The organism is uncultured Neglectibacter sp. (genome assembly GCA_937958185.1).
Lineage (GTDB): Bacteria > Bacillota > Clostridia > Oscillospirales > Acutalibacteraceae > Acutalibacter.
The window spans coordinates 1-16,035 of the sequence record CALFFN010000026.1; the positions used below are offsets into that span (position 1 = coordinate 1).

Annotated in this window: 19 protein-coding genes; 6 read left to right on the top strand and 13 right to left on the bottom strand. The window is 53.9% G+C overall.

Annotated features, from left to right (window positions below):
* Nucleotides 1-250: 250 nt before the first annotated feature.
* Together AB8996_RS08470 and AB8996_RS08475 are read right to left on the bottom strand one after the other, a co-directional pair.
* Entirely contained in the window at nt 251-835 is a 585-nt protein-coding gene (locus AB8996_RS08470) for a DJ-1/PfpI family protein (protein ID WP_369298542.1), read from the bottom strand.
* Between the two features lie 101 nt (nt 836-936).
* Nucleotides 937-2,106, bottom strand: a complete 1,170-nt coding sequence (locus tag AB8996_RS08475) for an S-layer homology domain-containing protein (protein WP_369298543.1) — start codon at nt 2,104-2,106, stop codon at nt 937-939.
* Nucleotides 2,107-2,224: 118 nt separating this feature from the next.
* On the opposite strand from AB8996_RS08475, the gene AB8996_RS08480 reads away from it, so the two are divergent.
* Nucleotides 2,225-2,557 (top strand): helix-turn-helix domain-containing protein, encoded by a 333-nt coding sequence (locus AB8996_RS08480; protein WP_369298544.1) that lies wholly within the window; start codon nt 2,225-2,227, stop codon nt 2,555-2,557.
* A 92-nt stretch (nt 2,558-2,649) separates the two neighbouring features.
* On the opposite strand, the gene AB8996_RS08485 is transcribed toward AB8996_RS08480, so the two are convergent.
* Both AB8996_RS08485 and AB8996_RS08490 read right to left on the bottom strand, forming a co-directional pair.
* On the bottom strand, nt 2,650-2,928 hold the full coding sequence (locus AB8996_RS08485) for a helix-turn-helix domain-containing protein (protein ID WP_369298545.1): 279 nt from the start codon (nt 2,926-2,928) through the stop codon (nt 2,650-2,652).
* 155 nt (nt 2,929-3,083) lie between these two features.
* Nucleotides 3,084-3,284 carry a helix-turn-helix domain-containing protein gene (locus AB8996_RS08490; RefSeq protein ID WP_369298546.1) on the bottom strand — a complete coding sequence of 67 codons (201 nt, stop codon included), beginning with the start codon at nt 3,282-3,284 and terminating at the stop codon, nt 3,084-3,086.
* Nucleotides 3,285-3,380: 96 nt separating this feature from the next.
* Here AB8996_RS08490 and AB8996_RS08495 point away from each other — a divergent pair, with 96 nt between their 5' ends.
* A complete protein-coding gene (locus AB8996_RS08495; protein ID WP_369298547.1) occupies nt 3,381-3,827 on the top strand; it encodes a hypothetical protein in 447 nt (148 codons plus the stop codon).
* Nucleotides 3,828-3,893: 66 nt separating this feature from the next.
* On the opposite strand, the gene gyrA is transcribed toward AB8996_RS08495, so the two are convergent.
* The 9 genes from gyrA to dnaA all read right to left on the bottom strand — a co-directional run bounded on the left by gyrA (nt 3,894) and on the right by dnaA (nt 14,713).
* Nucleotides 3,894-6,518 carry a DNA gyrase subunit A gene (gene gyrA, locus AB8996_RS08500; protein WP_369298548.1) on the bottom strand — a complete coding sequence of 875 codons (2,625 nt, stop codon included), beginning with the start codon at nt 6,516-6,518 and terminating at the stop codon, nt 3,894-3,896.
* Between the two features lie 71 nt (nt 6,519-6,589).
* Complete coding sequence (locus AB8996_RS08505) at nt 6,590-7,081, bottom strand: hypothetical protein (RefSeq protein WP_369298549.1); 492 nt, start codon at nt 7,079-7,081, stop codon at nt 6,590-6,592.
* A 97-nt stretch (nt 7,082-7,178) separates the two neighbouring features.
* Nucleotides 7,179-9,143, bottom strand: a complete 1,965-nt coding sequence (gene gyrB / locus AB8996_RS08510) for a DNA topoisomerase (ATP-hydrolyzing) subunit B (RefSeq protein ID WP_369298559.1) — start codon at nt 9,141-9,143, stop codon at nt 7,179-7,181.
* A 215-nt stretch (nt 9,144-9,358) separates the two neighbouring features.
* The gene (locus AB8996_RS08515; protein WP_369298550.1) at nt 9,359-10,324 is read right to left on the bottom strand and encodes a hypothetical protein; all 966 of its coding nucleotides are present in this window, start codon (nt 10,322-10,324) and stop codon (nt 9,359-9,361) included.
* A gap of 26 nt (nt 10,325-10,350) precedes the next feature.
* Complete coding sequence (remB, locus tag AB8996_RS08520; RefSeq protein WP_369298551.1) at nt 10,351-10,620, bottom strand: extracellular matrix regulator RemB; 270 nt, start codon at nt 10,618-10,620, stop codon at nt 10,351-10,353.
* A gap of 1 nt (nt 10,621) precedes the next feature.
* Nucleotides 10,622-11,755, bottom strand: a complete 1,134-nt coding sequence (recF, locus tag AB8996_RS08525; RefSeq protein ID WP_369298552.1) for a DNA replication/repair protein RecF — start codon at nt 11,753-11,755, stop codon at nt 10,622-10,624.
* A gap of 3 nt (nt 11,756-11,758) precedes the next feature.
* On the bottom strand, nt 11,759-11,965 hold the full coding sequence (locus AB8996_RS08530; protein WP_369298553.1) for an RNA-binding S4 domain-containing protein: 207 nt from the start codon (nt 11,963-11,965) through the stop codon (nt 11,759-11,761).
* Nucleotides 11,966-12,050: 85 nt separating this feature from the next.
* A complete protein-coding gene (dnaN, locus tag AB8996_RS08535) occupies nt 12,051-13,154 on the bottom strand; it encodes a DNA polymerase III subunit beta (RefSeq protein WP_369298554.1) in 1,104 nt (367 codons plus the stop codon).
* 245 nt (nt 13,155-13,399) lie between these two features.
* Entirely contained in the window at nt 13,400-14,713 is a 1,314-nt protein-coding gene (gene dnaA / locus AB8996_RS08540) for a chromosomal replication initiator protein DnaA (RefSeq protein ID WP_369298555.1), read from the bottom strand.
* 138 nt (nt 14,714-14,851) lie between these two features.
* Here dnaA and AB8996_RS08545 point away from each other — a divergent pair, with 138 nt between their 5' ends.
* The 4 genes from AB8996_RS08545 to yidD all read left to right on the top strand — a co-directional run bounded on the left by AB8996_RS08545 (nt 14,852) and on the right by yidD (nt 15,926).
* The gene (locus AB8996_RS08545) at nt 14,852-14,974 is read left to right on the top strand and encodes a hypothetical protein (RefSeq protein WP_369298556.1); all 123 of its coding nucleotides are present in this window, start codon (nt 14,852-14,854) and stop codon (nt 14,972-14,974) included.
* Nucleotides 14,975-15,087: 113 nt separating this feature from the next.
* Entirely contained in the window at nt 15,088-15,222 is a 135-nt protein-coding gene (gene rpmH, locus AB8996_RS08550; RefSeq protein WP_009064849.1) for a 50S ribosomal protein L34, read from the top strand.
* Between the two features lie 87 nt (nt 15,223-15,309).
* Nucleotides 15,310-15,687, top strand: coding sequence for a ribonuclease P protein component (gene rnpA / locus AB8996_RS08555; RefSeq protein WP_369298557.1), 378 nt, complete (start codon nt 15,310-15,312; stop codon nt 15,685-15,687).
* Entirely contained in the window at nt 15,684-15,926 is a 243-nt protein-coding gene (gene yidD / locus AB8996_RS08560; RefSeq protein ID WP_369298558.1) for a membrane protein insertion efficiency factor YidD, read from the top strand. Before rnpA ends, yidD begins: the two co-directional genes overlap by 4 nt.
* The last annotated feature ends 109 nt before the right edge of the window (nt 15,927-16,035 follow it).

Here is a 16,035-nt window from a genome sequence, read left to right on the forward strand (position 1 = left end):
AATGGGCGGAAAAAGAATGTTCGACAAAAAACGCCGAACATTCTTTTTCATAGTCTCTAGGGTACACTGCCATCAAGGGGCGGAAAAAGCAGTGGCAAGTATGAAATACTTGCCTTTTGCGTTGCAAAACCCTGCTTTTTCATAGTCTCTAGGGTACACTGCCATAAATGAATAAACAAAATTTTTATCAAAGACGGAAATTTCCACATAAAAACGGCGCAGCCTGAAAAGGACCGCGCCTTTTTTTATTTCAGATTAAAAAGCCCATCGCCGCTTTGACTGCCCGCATTTTTTCTGTGCCCACCAGCTGTTCCAACAGGGCAAAGGCAACATCTGGGGCAGTTTCAGGGCAGTAGGAGGTGATAATATTTTTGTCAATTACCACCCTCTGGTTTTTTACCGTCACACCAAAACCTGCCAGTTGTTTTTGCCGCTGTCCGCCGTTCAGATGATAGGTCGTGGCCGTCCTGCCGCGTAAAATTCCGCTTTTTCCCAAGGGCAATGCCGCCACGCAAACGGCGGCAACCGTTTTGCCCTGACGGTCAAATTCCCGCAGCAGCTCCAGAAATTTTTCATGGTAGGCTTCCTCATAAAATCCGAACGCTTCAAACCCGCCGGGAACAGCAATTGCGTCATACTCTCCGGCGGATACTTCCCCAATAAGCTTGTCCATCAAAATCGGTACGCCGAAGGTGCTGACCACTGTCTTGGTAAACCCGCAGGTTTCCACCTGCACATCATAACCAAACGTATCTCTTGCCCAGCCCAGCACGTCCACGAACACACTGAATTCCATGGTCTCAAAGCCTTTTGCACAGAACAGAAGTACCTTCAATGAGCTTTGCCTCCCTTTGCTTTTCTGAAAATATTTTATCATGTTCCCAGAAAAGCCGCAAGCCGCATATTTTTTGTTCCCGGGGAATGCCGACAGCAGGGTCAATACTGAAGAAAACCGATATCCGCGAGAGAAAAACCGATTTCCTGCAAAATGTCCTGCCAATGCAGGAAAGCTTCCTGTACCACGGTCTGCATCAGCTTGTCAAGGTCTTTGTCGGGCGCTTCCCCCGTGTCGGTATTGATAAATTGCAGATAGGTATTTTCCCGGTAGGAAGCGGGAATAATCTCTGCTTGATACGTCTCCTCGTCCTCCCCGATCACCACATAATACTGTATTTCGGAGGAACTTTTTGTATCCAGATAGTACCAGAACGCCACATCGTCCATCATTGCCGTATCTGCTGAATCGCTGTCATATTCGTTTCGCTGCCAGAGCATCAGGGTATTCCCCTGATTCTGAACCAGCACCTCCGCCGTAGCGAGAAATCCCTCGTAAGTGTACTCGTAGCCAATGCACAGGTCCCCGTCCATATCCGGCTCTCCATGGGTCTGGATATACCTGACCAGCTGTTCCACGCGGCTCAGGGGAGCAGCCGGCATTTCTACCGTCACGTCCTTGCCGAAAATCCTGTCCAGATTCATCAGGAACTGCGCCAGCTCGGCTCGGCTTGCCGTGCCGGTGGGAGACAGGGTGGTCCTGCTGGTGCCGTTCATAAAGCCGGAGCAGATCGCCCAGCGCACGGCTTCCCTTGCGTAGCCAGAAACACGGCTCCAGTCAGAGAATTTCGCCATTTCCTCCTCGCTTGCCAGCGGGGCGTCCTGATGCAGGTACTCCTTATAGTATCGGTACACCATGGTGCACACGTCCTGTCGGGTGACATTTTTAGAGGGGGCAAAGGTGTTGTTCCCCGTGCCGTTGACCACGCCGCTTTCCGTTGCCCATATCACAGCTTCGACGTACCATTGCGATTGAGGGACATCGGTAAATCTGTTTTTGCTCACGTCCACAGCCGGCTTGCTTTCCCGATTGTACAGAGCCTGCGCCATTTCACTGCGCGCCACTGTTTTCAGCGGGGCGAACGCGGTGGTGCTGGTACCCTTTAGAATGCCGTTTGCATAGCAGTAGACTACTGCAGGGGCGAACCAATTGGAAGCCTTGACGTCCCGAAAGGGGTTGTCCCGTTCAAAGCTCGCTGCAGCGGAGGCTGGCAGGGCAAGGGCAGCCGTCAAGGCAACTGCCAGTAAAATACATATGATCTTTTTCCTCATCAACAACAGTCCTTTCTTGAATTATATAGGCACTTATATGCCTATGTGGTTTATTCAGTATTATCATAATCGCCTATATAATTCAAGTGTGATTGAATTGTACAGGCGGTGAAATTTTTTGGATTATTACGAGATCGGGCAGAGAATACGGGAAGCAAGAAAAATCCGCGGGCTTTCTCAGGAAAGGCTGGCAGAGGAAATCGGCATTTCCACCACCCACATGAGCCATATCGAAACCGGCAATACAAAGCTGAGCCTGCCGGTTCTGGCTTCCATTGCGTCCGCTTTGAATCTCTCTGCCGATGAGCTGCTTTTTGGCAGCGCTTCCGTTTCTCACGGCACTGTGCAGGCGGAAGCCGCCGCCCTGCTGGCTTCCTGTTCCCCCCAGCAGGCAAAAGTTCTGACGGATATCCTGCGTGCCGCCAAAATTTCTTTGGAAAAATATCTCTGATAGCGTCTCAACGAAACCCCGGCGCAGCCCAAAAAGGACCGCGCCGGGGTTTTTCTCTGAAAAATCTGAACGGAGCAGGCAGTATTTTAACGCTATCCGTGCTCTTGGGAAACCGTACCTTCCCGGTCGGTCGCCCCCGCAAGCTCTTCCATACTGGTATGAAAATATGCCGCAAAGGAAAGAAGCTCTATGTCTGTTACGAACCGCTGCCCGGATTCAATGCGCTGCACGGCGTTCTTGTCCAGATCCAGCCCGGCAAGCTGCATTTGCTCCGCCAACGCCCGCTGGGACAGCCCTGCCGCCTTTCTGCGCCTTGCGATCTCTTTCCCGCTGATATTATTTCTTCCGTCCCCCGCTTTATTGATAAACATAAAATGCTCCTTTTTTGACATTTAGTGCTTGTCATTCATTGCATTTTATGCTATACTGTTCCTGCAATTGACATTCACTAAATGTCAATTGCAAATTCTATTCGGAAATCAGGGAACAAAAAACAGCCTGTCATCATTTCCTGAGACAGGCTGTTTTAATGAATCTCTACAATATCGTTGGGGGTACAGTCAAGGAGGACGCACAGCTTTTCCAGCGTGACCATCGTAATATTTTTTCCTTTTTTCAGGGAATCCAGCGTTTTGTTGTCAATCCCACCTTTTATGAGCTGGTATTGGGTTACGCCCTTTTGCTTCATCGTGTTCCATAACGGCGCATAGTCAAAGATGGTCCTCACCGCCCCCTGATTTTTTCACTTCTATTATAGGTGGGATTGCAAAAATAGAATATTGTGGGTATAATCACAATATTCTATTTTTGGGGAGATGATTCCATGTTATGCACTTTTTTCGGGCACAGAGACACGCCGGATTCTATCAGGATACCCTTGACGGCAGTATTAGAGTATCTGATACAAAATGCGGGCGTTCAGGAATTTTACGTTGGAAATCAGGGGAACTTTGATCGTTTGGTTTATCAGGCTCTTGAAAATTTGAAACCAGTCTACTCACAAATCACCTACCATGTGGTTCTGCCATATCTTCCTCAGAAAAAGCAGGAGCACTCCTTTTATTCCCCGGAAAGAACGCTTTTCCCGGAGGAGTTGGAGCAGGTTCCCCCTCGGTATGCCATTTCCAGAAGAAACCGCTGGATGGTACAAAAGGCTGATTTTGTCGTGTGCTATCTTTCCCGAAATTACGGCGGCGCGGCTCAATTTGTAAGGTATGCCGGGAAAAAGGGAAAGCACATTATCAATTTGCAGTCGTGGAGCCGGACGTAAAAAGCCAGCCTGTCTCAAAATGAGACAGGCTGGCTCTTACTTTATAATAAAGCTGTTTTGAAAAGATCAGGTGTTTTCCGGCTCTTCTTCGGTCCCCTCGGCGCTGTCGCCGTCCAGCTCTTCGGTTTCGTCCAGCTCCTCCGGGTCATCGGGGGTGTCGGCACCCTCATCGGCGGAGCCGTCGTCCTCGATTTCCACATGGTCCACCTCGTCCTCCTCATGGGGAGCGCGGGCAAGGGTGACCACCTTACTGCCCTCCTGAAGCTTCATCACGCGTACACCCTTGCTGGGTCTGGCACAGACGCGAATGGAGGACGCCTGAATGCGGATAATGATGCCGTCCTCGGAAATCAGGATCACATCGTCTTCGGGATCGACCACCTTAATGCCTGCCACATCGCCGAAGCGCTCGGTATGATAATTGCGCAAGCCCTTGCCGCCCCGTTTTTGCAGGCGGTAGTTCTCCGGGCTGGACAGCCTGCCGTAGCCCGTCTCGGTGACGGTGAGCACAAGCCCGCCCTCCCGCAGGACGGACATTCCCACAATGCAGTCGTCCGGCTTGAGGTTCATCACCTTTACGCCCCGGGCGGTTCTGCTCAGCTCTCTGACCCCGGTTTCGTGGAAGCGAATGGACATTCCCTGCCTGGTCGCCACCAGCAGGTCGGCGGCGCCGTCGGTCACGCGCACCCAGCTGAGGGAATCCCCTTCGTCCAGATTGATGGCAATGAGACCGCCCTTTCTGGCGGTGTCGTAGGCGGAAAGCCGCGTGCGCTTGATGATGCCGTTCTTCGTCACCATGACGAGGAACTTCTCGCTGTCAAAGTCCGTGACCCGGATCATGGAGGTGATTTTTTCCTCCGGCTGCAGAGGCAGCAGGTTCCTGATATTCATGCCCCGGCTCTGACGGCTGCCCTCCGGCACTTCGTAGCACTTCAGGCGGTACACCCTGCCCAGGTCGGAGAAGAACATCACATAATCGTGGCTGCCGGTGACGAACAGCTCGGTGGCGACGTCTTCGTCCCGGCGGCTCATGCCGGTAACGCCCCGCCCGCCGCGCTTCTGGGTGTGGTAAGTGTCTATCTTCTGGCGCTTTACATAGCCGTAATTGGTCAGGGTAAGGACGCATTCCTCTTCGGGGATCAGGTCCTCAATATCCACCTCGCCGCTGATGGCGGCAATCTCCGTGCGGCGCTCGTCCCCGAACCGCTTTTTCATGTCCAGCGCCTCGTCCTTGACGATCGCCCGCCGCCGGGCTTCGCTTCCCAAAATATCATTCAGATCGTCAATGAGCGCGTGCAGCTCGTTTAACTCGTTTTCGATTTTCAAAATTTCCAGCCCTGCCAGCTGACCCAGCTGGAAGCGGCAGATGGCGTCTGCCTGCACCTCATCAAAGCCGAAATGCTCCATCAGCGCCGCCTTGGCTTCCGGGCGCCCGCCCTTGCAGGCGCGGATCGTTTCGATGATCTCGTCCACAACGTCAATGGCGCGCTTCAAGCCCTCCAGAATGTGGGCGCGCTCCTGCGCCTTGTTCAGATCGAATTGGGTGCGCCGGGCGATGACTTCCATCTGGAACGTGATGTATTCCTCTAAAATCTGCCGCAGGTTCAGAATGGCAGGTCTGCCCTTTACGATGGCCAGCATGATGACGCCAAAGGTTGTTTGCAGCTGGGTAAAGGAATACAGGTGATTCAAAACGATCTGGGGGGAAGCGTCCCGCTTCACGTCGATGACAATGTGCATTCCGTTTCGGTCGGAGTGGTCGTCCACATTGGAAATGCCTTCTATGCGCTTTTCCTTGACCAGATCGGCAATGCTTTCGATGAGCCTTGCCTTATTCACCTGATAGGGCAGCTCAGTGACGATGATCTTCGAGCGCCCGGTTTTTTCGTTTTCCTCGATCTCCGCCCGCGCCCGCACGGTGATCTTGCCGCGCCCGGTGGCATAGGCAGCCCGAATGCCGCTGCGCCCCATAATGACGCCGCCGGTGGGGAAATCGGGTCCCTTGATGTGCTCCATCAGCTCTTCCAGGGTGGCTTCGGGGTTGTCGATGAGACAGCACACGCCGTCGATGACCTCGCCCAGGTTGTGGGGCGGGATATTGGTCGCCATGCCCACGGCAATGCCCGTGGAGCCGTTCACCAGAAGGTTGGGGAAATGGCAGGGGAGGACCGTGGGCTCTTTCAGGCGGTCGTCATAGTTGGGTCCGAAATCCACCGTGTCCTTGTCGATATCGTCCAGCATGGCGACAGAAAGCTTGTTCATCTTCGCCTCGGTGTAACGGTAGGCGGCAGGGGGGTCCCCGTCGATAGAGCCAAAGTTCCCGTGACCGTCCACCAGAACGTAGCGCTGGGAGAAATCCTGCGCCAGGCGCACCATGGCGTCATACACGGAAGCGTCGCCGTGGGGGTGGTATCTGCCCAGCACGCTGCCCACGGTATCGGCGCATTTTCTGTAGGGCTTCTCCGGCCACAGGGTATTTTCATACATGGTGTAGAGAATGCGCCTGTGCACGGGCTTTAAGCCGTCTCTCACATCGGGGAGGGCTCTCTGCACGATGACCGACATGGAGTAATCCAAAAAGGATTGCTGCATTTCCTTGGTCAGGTTCACGTCGATAATGCGCCCGGTGGGCTGGTCTAAAATGCCGTGCTCCTGTGGGGTCTGCGGAGTGCCGTTGTTTTCTGTATCCATAGCTTGCTATCCATTCCTTTCTCATGGCGGAAGCCGCCTGAAAGATGTGTCTGTTCCAATCAAAAAATAAATCAGTCCTCGCGCAGCAGAATGCTCAGCGCCTGCCCGCGCATTTCCTGGGGGATCGCCCTGACCGGCAGCACCAGCAGCCCGCCGCCGGCGATGAGGATCACCACCTGCTGCTCGCCCTTTCTGCCCACGACCTTGATCTCAGAGGAGCCGTCCAGCAAAACGGTTTGCGCGCCTGCGCCGGTTTCCAGAAAGAGCCTGTCCTGTGTCAGCCGGAGCTTTACGTCCCGGTGGCATTGTTTCGCCTGCTTTTTCATGTCCATTCTGGGAACAAGGTTCACCGCCAGCAACACCGCCAGGGTAACCGCCGCCATCACCAGGTTGAACGCCCCCGGCTGCCACACGTAAGAAACCACGAAAAAAACGAAAAACACTGCCAGCAGCACGGTTTCTATGACCGCCCGCTTCCCGGAGGTACGGTAGACCCCGGAGAGCCGCAGACCGTCGTAAACTTCCTTTTCGGTAAGCGTATAAGAAAAATTCAGCTTTTCCATGACGCGTTTTTCCTTTCCTCGCCCTGCTCCCTTGCCCTTATGTCCTTGCCCTTACGCCCTTTTCCAGTATCCAGCGTCCAGTATCCAGAATCCAGAATCATACATCCCAATTGGCCTTCTGGGCGTTTTCCACGATGAAATCCCGGCGGGGCTCTACCTTATCGCCCATGAGGACGGTGAACACCTCGTCCGCTTCGGCGGCGTCCTCCACCTCTACCCGGCGCATGGTGCGCACCGCGGGGTTCATGGTAGTCTCCCAAAGCTGCTCCGGGTCCATTTCACCCAGACCTTTGTACCGCTGTATCTCATAGCCGCTTCCCAGCTCCGCCATGATCTGGTCCCGCTCCGGGTCGGTATAGGCGTAATAGTGCCGTTTTCCCTTGGTAATGCGGAACAGCGGGGGCTGCGCCAGATAGACGTGCCCCTCCTCCACCAAAGGACGCATAAAGCGGAAGAAGAAGGTCAGCAGCAGCGTGCGGATATGGGAGCCGTCCACATCGGCATCGGCCATGATGATGATTTTCCCGTACCGCAGCTTGGAAAGGTCAAATTCCTCGCCGATCCCCGTGCCCAGCGCCGTGACGACGGGCATGAGCTTTTCATTGCCGTACACCTTGTCCAGCCTTGCCTTCTCCACATTCAGCATTTTGCCCCACAAGGGCAAGATCGCCTGGAATTTCCTGTCGCGCCCACCCTTGGCGGAGCCTCCTGCGGAGTCGCCCTCCACAATGTATATCTCGGTTTCCTCCGGGTCGCGGGACTGGCAGTCCGCCAGCTTGCCGGGGAGGGAGTTGTTTTCCAGCGCCGTCTTCCTGCGCGCCAGTTCTCTCGCTTTTCTTGCCGCTTCCCTGGCGCGGGAAGCTGTCAGCGCTTTATCAAAAATAGCCCGGGCGGTGGCGGGGTTTTCCTCCAAAAAGGTCATCATCTTGTCGTAGACCATGGAGCTGACCAGCGTGCTCATTTCCGTATTGCCCAGCTTTGCCTTGGTCTGCCCCTCGAACTGGGCCTCTTTCAGCTTTACGCTGATGACGCAGGTCAAGCCCTCCCGCACGTCCTCGCCGGAAAGGTTCTTGTCGTTTTCCTTGAGGATCGCGTACTTGCGGGCGTAATCGTTCATCACACGGGTCAGGGCGCGCTTGAAGCCGTCCTCATGGGTGCCGCCGTCGGTGGTGTGGATATTGTTGGCAAAGGAAAGGATCAGCTCGTTGAAGCTGTCCGTATACTGCATGGCGATCTCCGCGGTGGAATTTCCGTCCGGGGCCTCCGCGCCGAAGCGAATGATCTCCGGGTGAATGACCTCTACCGCCTTTTTCGTGTTCAGGTAATCCACAAAGGAGCTGACGCCGCCCTCGTAGCAGTAAGTATTGGCTATCCTGCCCTCTGCTTCCTGCTCGTCGGGGTCCCGCTCCGCCGGGTCCCGCTCGTCAATGAGCTCAATGCTGACACCGGCGTTCAGGAACGCCTGCTCCCGCAGGCGGGTCTGCAATGTTTCATAGGTATAGGTGGTGGTCTCTTTGAAAATCTCCGCGTCCGCCTTGAAGCAGATAGTGGAGCCGCTGCCCCTGCCCTCCGGCGCTTTCCCGCGGTTTTCCAGCTCGGTGACCGCCTTGCCCCGCTCGAACCGCTGGTAGTACAGCTCGCCCTCATGGACGACCTCTACCTCCAGCCACTCGGAAAGGGCGTTCACCACGGAAGCGCCCACGCCGTGCAGACCGCCGGAGACCTTGTAGCTGCCGCCGCCGAACTTGCCGCCGGCGTGCAGAATGGTGAACACCACCGTGACGGCAGGCAGCCCGGTCTTGTGCTGCACGCCTACGGGGATACCTCTGCCGTTGTCGGAAACATAGATGATATTACCGGGCAGTATCTTCACCACGATCTTGTCGCAAAATCCCGCCAGGGCTTCGTCAATGGCGTTATCCACGATCTCATAGACCAGATGGTGCAGCCCTCTGGGGCCTGTGGAGCCGATATACATGCCGGGGCGCTTGCGCACCGCTTCCAGACCCTCCAGGACCTGGATCTGGTCGCCGTCATAAGCCTGGCTGGCGTCCGCCTTCATCAGCTCGTTCCTGTCCTTATTTTCCAGATTATCCAAAAAAAGTCCTCCAAACTTGCCGCCGCTCCGCTAAAGCCGTTTCCAGTGCTGTTTTTGCGGCGCTGATAAAATTTCTTTTCTTGACTATATATTAGTATAGCAGATTTTCGTCCTTTTGTAAATAAAAAAAGTGCCCGGAATCCATAGATTCCGGGCGAAAATTCAGCTGTTTTTTTGTCTCATTCGTCCCGCCCGCGCTGAATTTCCTTCAGGCGGCGCTCCACGTAAGCCGGGTCGTCATATTTCGCGAAAAAGTCATCGCCCACACTGGGGATATCCACATGGCTGACAGTATGGGTATCAGCCGCCGGGCGCGCGGGAGCCTGTGTGCCGACAACGGGGCGGGAGGGGACCTGTGCGCCGCCTGCCGGCGTTTTCTGGGCGGTATAGCCGCTGGGGTACACCACCTGCCGGGCAGCAGCGGAGGGGGCTTCAGAAGCAGCCCGCTGAACGGGTCTTTGTGCTGCTGCGGCGCTCTGTGTCCTCTGGGGCGCCGGAGAGCGCTGGGAAACCGGCCGCTGAGGAGCCTGTCTCTGCACAGCCTCCCGCTGAGGGGCTGCTGCCCTTTGTGCCGGAGCCTGCCTGATTTTAGGCATTTCCACCACAGAGGTCTTTTCCAGCTCCTCCCTTGACGCCGAACGGGAGGGGATCGCCCGGTTTTCCCCCTCGCTCATCTGGGGCAGGGGTCCCGTGCGGTACTCTGTTTTCGGCAGATATTCGTCGGAATCATAAAACACCCGCCCGGTCTGCCCGGCAGTATTGGCGGCGGGCATTCTGCGGTCTTCCATGCTTCCGCTTTTCCGCTTTTTCTTTTCTATCTCCGCCCGGGACATTTTCTTGATGACCGGCTTTTCCAGATTTACCATGAACAGGCTCAAAAGGAAGAAAACGGCAAAAGGCAGCAATACCTGCCCCAGGGTGGTCAGGGAAATGTCGTCCAAAATAAATTTGTGGAAGAAATATACAGCACCGCCGGAAAAAACTGCCAGCAGGGCAAACACATAGATCAGGGGAGAGAGAAAGATATTGGATATTCCGCCGCACCGGGGGCACTGGTATTCGCCCTGGCGCTTTAACGACCAGGTCCTCAGTAAATTGACCCGCTTTTTACAATAGGGGCAGGAGGACACTCCAAAATATTTCATCACGATCCCTTCCTTTCAAAACACATTCAAAGCAGCTCCGCCGCTATGCCGCTTTTTGCCCTGCGCAGCAGGGTTGAGGGGGCAATCTGGGAGATGTATACGGTCTGTTTCCCATTTTGTTCACAGAGAATAAAGGATTTCGGAAGCTCCATGGACACGTTAACCACCTGATTTTCCCTTTGGGCTTTTCCCAGAAAATCGCGGGTATGTTTAGATACAGTGGAATTGTCCATATCGAATACGCCGATGATGTCCTCGGTGCGCACTACCGTATTTTGTCCTAAATGCAGGTACATTTCAGGAGACCTCCTCCGGCGTGACCACGCCGTTTTCCACCCGGAACCGTTTGCCGGTTTCCTGTAAGCTCACCGTTTCCGGGCTGCAGCAGGTGATAAATACCTGCCGCCCGTGGAGATGGTTCAGCAAATAATCCTGACGGCTCTGATCCAGCTCGCTCATCACATCGTCCAGCAGCACCACCGGGGTCTCTCCCGAAAGCCCTGCCAGGGTTTCGGCTTCCGCCAGCTTTAATGCCAGCACGGCGCTGCGCTGCTGTCCCTGGGAGCCATAGGAGCGGGCGGAAAGCCCATTTAGTTCAATTTCCAAATCGTCCCGGTGGGGACCAAAGGAGGTAAAGCCGGATTTCATATCCGAGCGCAAAGCCCTTCGCAGCTCCTTTGAGAATACTTCTTCCGCTTCCTCCGGCACAAGGTTTTCCACAGGAACCCGAACGGACGGGGAATATTTTATTCCTATCTTTTCCTTGCCCTTGGATATCCCGTGATAGATATCCTGCACCTTTTCCGCCGCCTTATCCACATAAGCCTTCCGCTCCGTCATTACAGCAACACCCAGCTTGATCAGCCGGGCGTCCCAAACCTCCAGCGTATCCTGAAGCTCAGGGAAGCGGTTCATATCCTTCAGCAACGCGTTCCGCTGCAGCAGCGTGCGGTTGTAAGCGCTGAGCGCCCCGGCAAAGCTGGGCTTCAGCTGGCAAAGGGCGCCGTCGATAAAGCTTCTCCGCCGGGCAGGACCTTCTTTCACCAAAAGCAAATGCTCCGGGGAAAAAATCACAGCGCGCACCTTTCCCACCAAAGCGGACCCGGTTTTCTTTTTCACGCCGTTTATCACGGAGCTGCGCCTGCCGTTTTCAATTTGCAGCACAGCCTTCTGCATTCTTTCCTCGCTGAAAAAATCCAGTGCCAGGGACGCGGCAGGGGCGTTCTGCCCTGTTTCCCGGTTCAATCTGGGAAGCTCCCCGTCCTTCGCGCCGCGAAAGGAATGTCCCCCGGTGAATAGCCACAGACCCTCCAACAGGTTGGTTTTTCCCTGCGCGTTGTCCCCATAGATCACGTTGACCCCCTCGCAGGGAAACAGCTCTCCGTCTTCCAGATTGCGGAACTGCTGTGTGGCAAGGCGCTGAACATACATAAGCTACTCCACCTGAAATTCTTTTCCCCCATAGGCGACCCTGTCGCCCGGTCTCAGCTTTTTTCCCCGCATGGTGCAGGTTTCCCCATTGACGGCAACTTCGCCGTTTTGAATCAAAATCTTTGCCTGCCCGCCGGTATCTACCATGCCGGTAAGCTTTAACAGGGAATCCAGCCGGATAAATTCTGTTTCTATCTTTATTGTTTTCAAATTTTCAGACCACGTGCTCCAAAAATTTTTTCACAATGGAAAAATGCCCTGTGAAAAGTTTTTGGAAGCTGTCCTTTCTTTCCTGTTAGTCGTTCTTCAGCCGCACGGGCAGCACCAGGAACAGGAAACTGTCACCGTCCTTCGGGACGATCTTCATGGGGCTCAAAGGTCCGCCCAGCTGGATCTTTACCTCGTCGCATTCCGTGTTCCGCAGCGCGTCCAGCAGGTAGCGGTTATTAAAGCCAATCTCCACATCGTCTCCTGTGATCTCCGCATTCAGCTGGTCGCTGGCGCGTCCCATGGCGGTGGTGCACAGAAGCTTGATCTCATTTTCGGAGAACTGGCAGCGCACCGGGCTTTTCAGGCGGTCGGTGATCAGCAGGGAAACACGCTCCACGCTTTCGATCACTTCTCTGGTTTTTACGATCACTTCTGTTTTGCTGTCCGGCGGGATTGCCGCCTTGTAATTCAAAAATTCGCCCTCCAGCAGGCTGGAAATGACGGTGTAGTTTTCTATCTTAAAGAGGATATGCCTGCGCCCGGCGGAGATTTCCACAGCGTCGTCGGTATCCTTTAGAAGCCTTAAAATCTCTCCCAGGGTCTTGCCGGGAGTGACAAAGAAAATATCCTCCTGGAAATCTACGGGCTCGCTCCGCTTCGCCAGGCGGTACCCGTCTACGGACACCATATCGAGAACGCCGTTTTCTATATGGAACAGGCTGCCCTGGTGAATGGGCTTGGCGTCGCTTTCCGCTACGGCAAACAGCGTCTGCCGGATCATGCTTTTCAGCACATTGGAGGGCAGCTCGATTTTAGTGGAATCTGTCAGCTTGGGAAGCTCCGGGAATTCCTCCGCGGGATTTGAAATGATGGAAAATTTGCTGTAGCCGCTTTCTATCGTCGCCATGTTCTTTTCGTCCACGGAGACGGTGACGGTTTCATCCGGCGTTTTTCGCACGATGTCGGAAAAGATTTTTGCGGTGAGCGCCGCCTTGCCCGGCTCCTCCACCCTGGCGGGAATGACAGTGGTCATGCCCAGCTCCAGATCATAGGCGCACAGCTCAAGGTTTCCCTCCGCGGCTGTGAGAAGGATACATTCCAGCGCGGGAATGGAGGTCTTGCTGGAAACAGCTCTCTGAATATTGGAGACCGCTTCTGTGATATCGTTTTTATTGACTGTGAATTTCATGATACTGTTCCTTTCCGGTCCGAAGGACCTTTCCTGATCTGTGATATATTGTAAGATTTAGAAGTCTTAGTAATGGCTGTGAAATTGTGTAAAAAAGAAGTTTGTTCCCCAAAAACCTTATTTTATTCCCGGTGATTTTTTCCAGGGGCGTTGTGAAAAATCTGTGGAGGATGTGGAAAGATTTTTTTGATTCCACAGCGCTGTGAAATCCTGTTTGTGAAATGTGGAAGAAACTGTGCAAAACCTTATCGGTCCCGAATGTTTTTGATAATGTCGTTTACCACCGCTTTGGTATGGGGGTCTTTTTCGATTTTTTTCTCCACCTGCCGGGTGGCGTACACCACGGTGGAATGGTCCCTGCCCCCAAAGGTTTCGCCGATCTCCACCATGGAAAGGTCGGTAATTTCCCGGACGATGTACATGGAGATTTGCCGCGCTTCGGAAATGTTGGAATTTCTCTTTTGAGAGCGGATGTCCTCCGGGGTAACGTTACCGTAGGTCCTGGCGACCTCTTCGATGATTTTTTCCACCGTTACGGGAGTGGGCTGGGAATTGTTGATGATATCGCTGATAGCAGCCTGCGCCGTGGCGACGTTTATGGGCTTGTCCTCCAGCAGATGGAAAGCCCTGAGCTTTTTTACCGCGCCCTCCAGCTGGCGGATATTGTTCTTCAGCTTTGTGGCGATGTACTCCGATACGCTGTCCGGGATATCAAAGCCCAGGGATTCCGCCTTTCGGTTGACAATGGCGGTGCGGGTCTCGAAATCCGGGACCTGGATATCGGCAAGCAGTCCGGATTCAAACCGGGATTTCAGCCTGTCCTCCAGCGTGGCGATCTCCTTCGGCGGCCTGTCGGAGGTGAGGACGATCTGCTTTTTAGATTCATGCAGCGCTTCAAAGGTATGGAAAAATTCCTCCTGGGTGGATACCTTGCCGGCGATAAACTGGATATCATCGATCAAAAGCAGGTCCACCGTCCTGTATTTCTCCCGCACATGGGGCATGGTGCCCTTTGCAATGCCTTCGATCACCTCGTTGGTAAAGTCCTCGCCTTTCATATAAAGGCTGGTGCGGGTGGGAAAGTTTTTCTTAAATTCCTTGGCAACGGCGTTCAGCAGGTGGGTCTTGCCGAGACCGGGGCTGCCGTAAATGAACAGGGGGTTATACAGCATGGCAGGCTGGGCTGCCACCGCCTGACAGGCGGCGTGGGCAAAACGGTTGGAAGGACCTACCACAAAGTTTTCAAAGGTAAGGTCTTCGCTTTTTCCGTCGGAGGGATCTGCTTCCAGACGGTGCTCTACCCTTTCCTCCTGTACGCACAGGGAAAAGTTTATCTTGGGTCCGTATACGCTTTGAACCGCTTCCTGCAACAAGTCATTATAGCAGCGGAGCAGGGTGTTTTTATGAAATTCGTTAGGGGCTTCGATAATGGCAATGCCCTGTTCAAAATCCAGAGAGACCGGCTTTAATCGGCTGAACCAGGTCTTGTATGCCACCTCTGTGATGTGGGATTTGCAAAAATCACAGATCAGCTCCCATGTTTGGTCAAAAGATTCCAAGATATTTCCCTCCATGCCTGCCGCAAGAATAAAAGCGCCGATATACAGATATCAGTATACCATAAATGGAAAGCGGTTACCAGTGTAATTTTCAAAATATTTTTTTCCTGAAAGAGCAGAAAAAATGACCACAAGTTCTTGTATATTAAATTTTATAAAGCCCAAGCTCTATTGCATTTTTCAGAAAAGAGGAAAAAAGAAAAGAAAAAATCAGGATTTTCCCCCTTAGATGAAAAAAATTTTGTTGACAGGCTGGGCTGATTTACGCTATAATACTAATTCGCAAGGCATAGGCGGACAGGTCTTTCAAATTATATTTGGGAACAGCCCCGCCGTGTGCCTTTTGGAAAGAAGCCCGAAAGGAGGGTTTTATTATGCTGAGAACCTATCAGCCGAAGAAGCTCCATAGAAAGAAGGAGCATGGATTCCGGAAAAGAATGTCCGACAGAAACGGACGCAAGGTACTTGCACGCCGCAGAGCAAAAGGCAGAGCGCGCCTTTCTTACTAAGGCGCTTCAAAGGTCACCGCGCGTGACCTTTCTTTGTTTACTACTTAATTCAGTTTGATCGGGTGCGGCAGGAAAGCGGCGGGTGGCATGAAACAAATCGTATCCTTATGCAGAAATAACGATTTTCGGCGCGTTTATACAAAGGGAAAAAGCTTTGTAGGCCCTCTGGCGGTCACCTATGTCAGGAAAAACCGTCTGGGAATAACGCAGGTGGGCATCACCACCAGCAAGAAAATTGGAAACGCCGTTTTGCGCAACCGCTCCCGGAGAGTGATCCGGGAGGCGTTCCGCCAGCTTTCCCCACAGGTAAAGCCGGGATACGACCTGGTTTTCGTTGCCCGGGGCAGGACTCCCCACAGCAAAAGCACCCAGGTGCAGGGACAGCTTGCAAAGCAGCTTTCCGCCGCCGGTGTGCTGCAAAGCGGACCGTCTGAAGCGGAACGCGCGGAAAGGAAACAGCGGTGAAACGGGTCTTATTGGCGGTCATTCGGTTTTATCGGTCCCATATTTCTCCGTATACCCCGGCGTCCTGCAAGTACATTCCCACCTGTTCCCAGTACGGATTGGAAGCAATCGAGCGGTTCGGCGCTTTCAAAGGTGGGCTGCTGACCATATGGCGCGTTTTGCGCTGTAACCCATGGAGCCGGGGAGGGTACGACCCTGTTCCCGAGAAGCGTACCGCTTCACCCAAATCGGGAAGATAGTTTTCTGGAAGCCGCGAATCGGCGACCCGGCAAAAAGCGAGAAAAACTGGGAAAACCGCAAAAGCGTGCCGCTTCACCCAAATCGGGAAGATAGCTTTCTGAAAGCCGC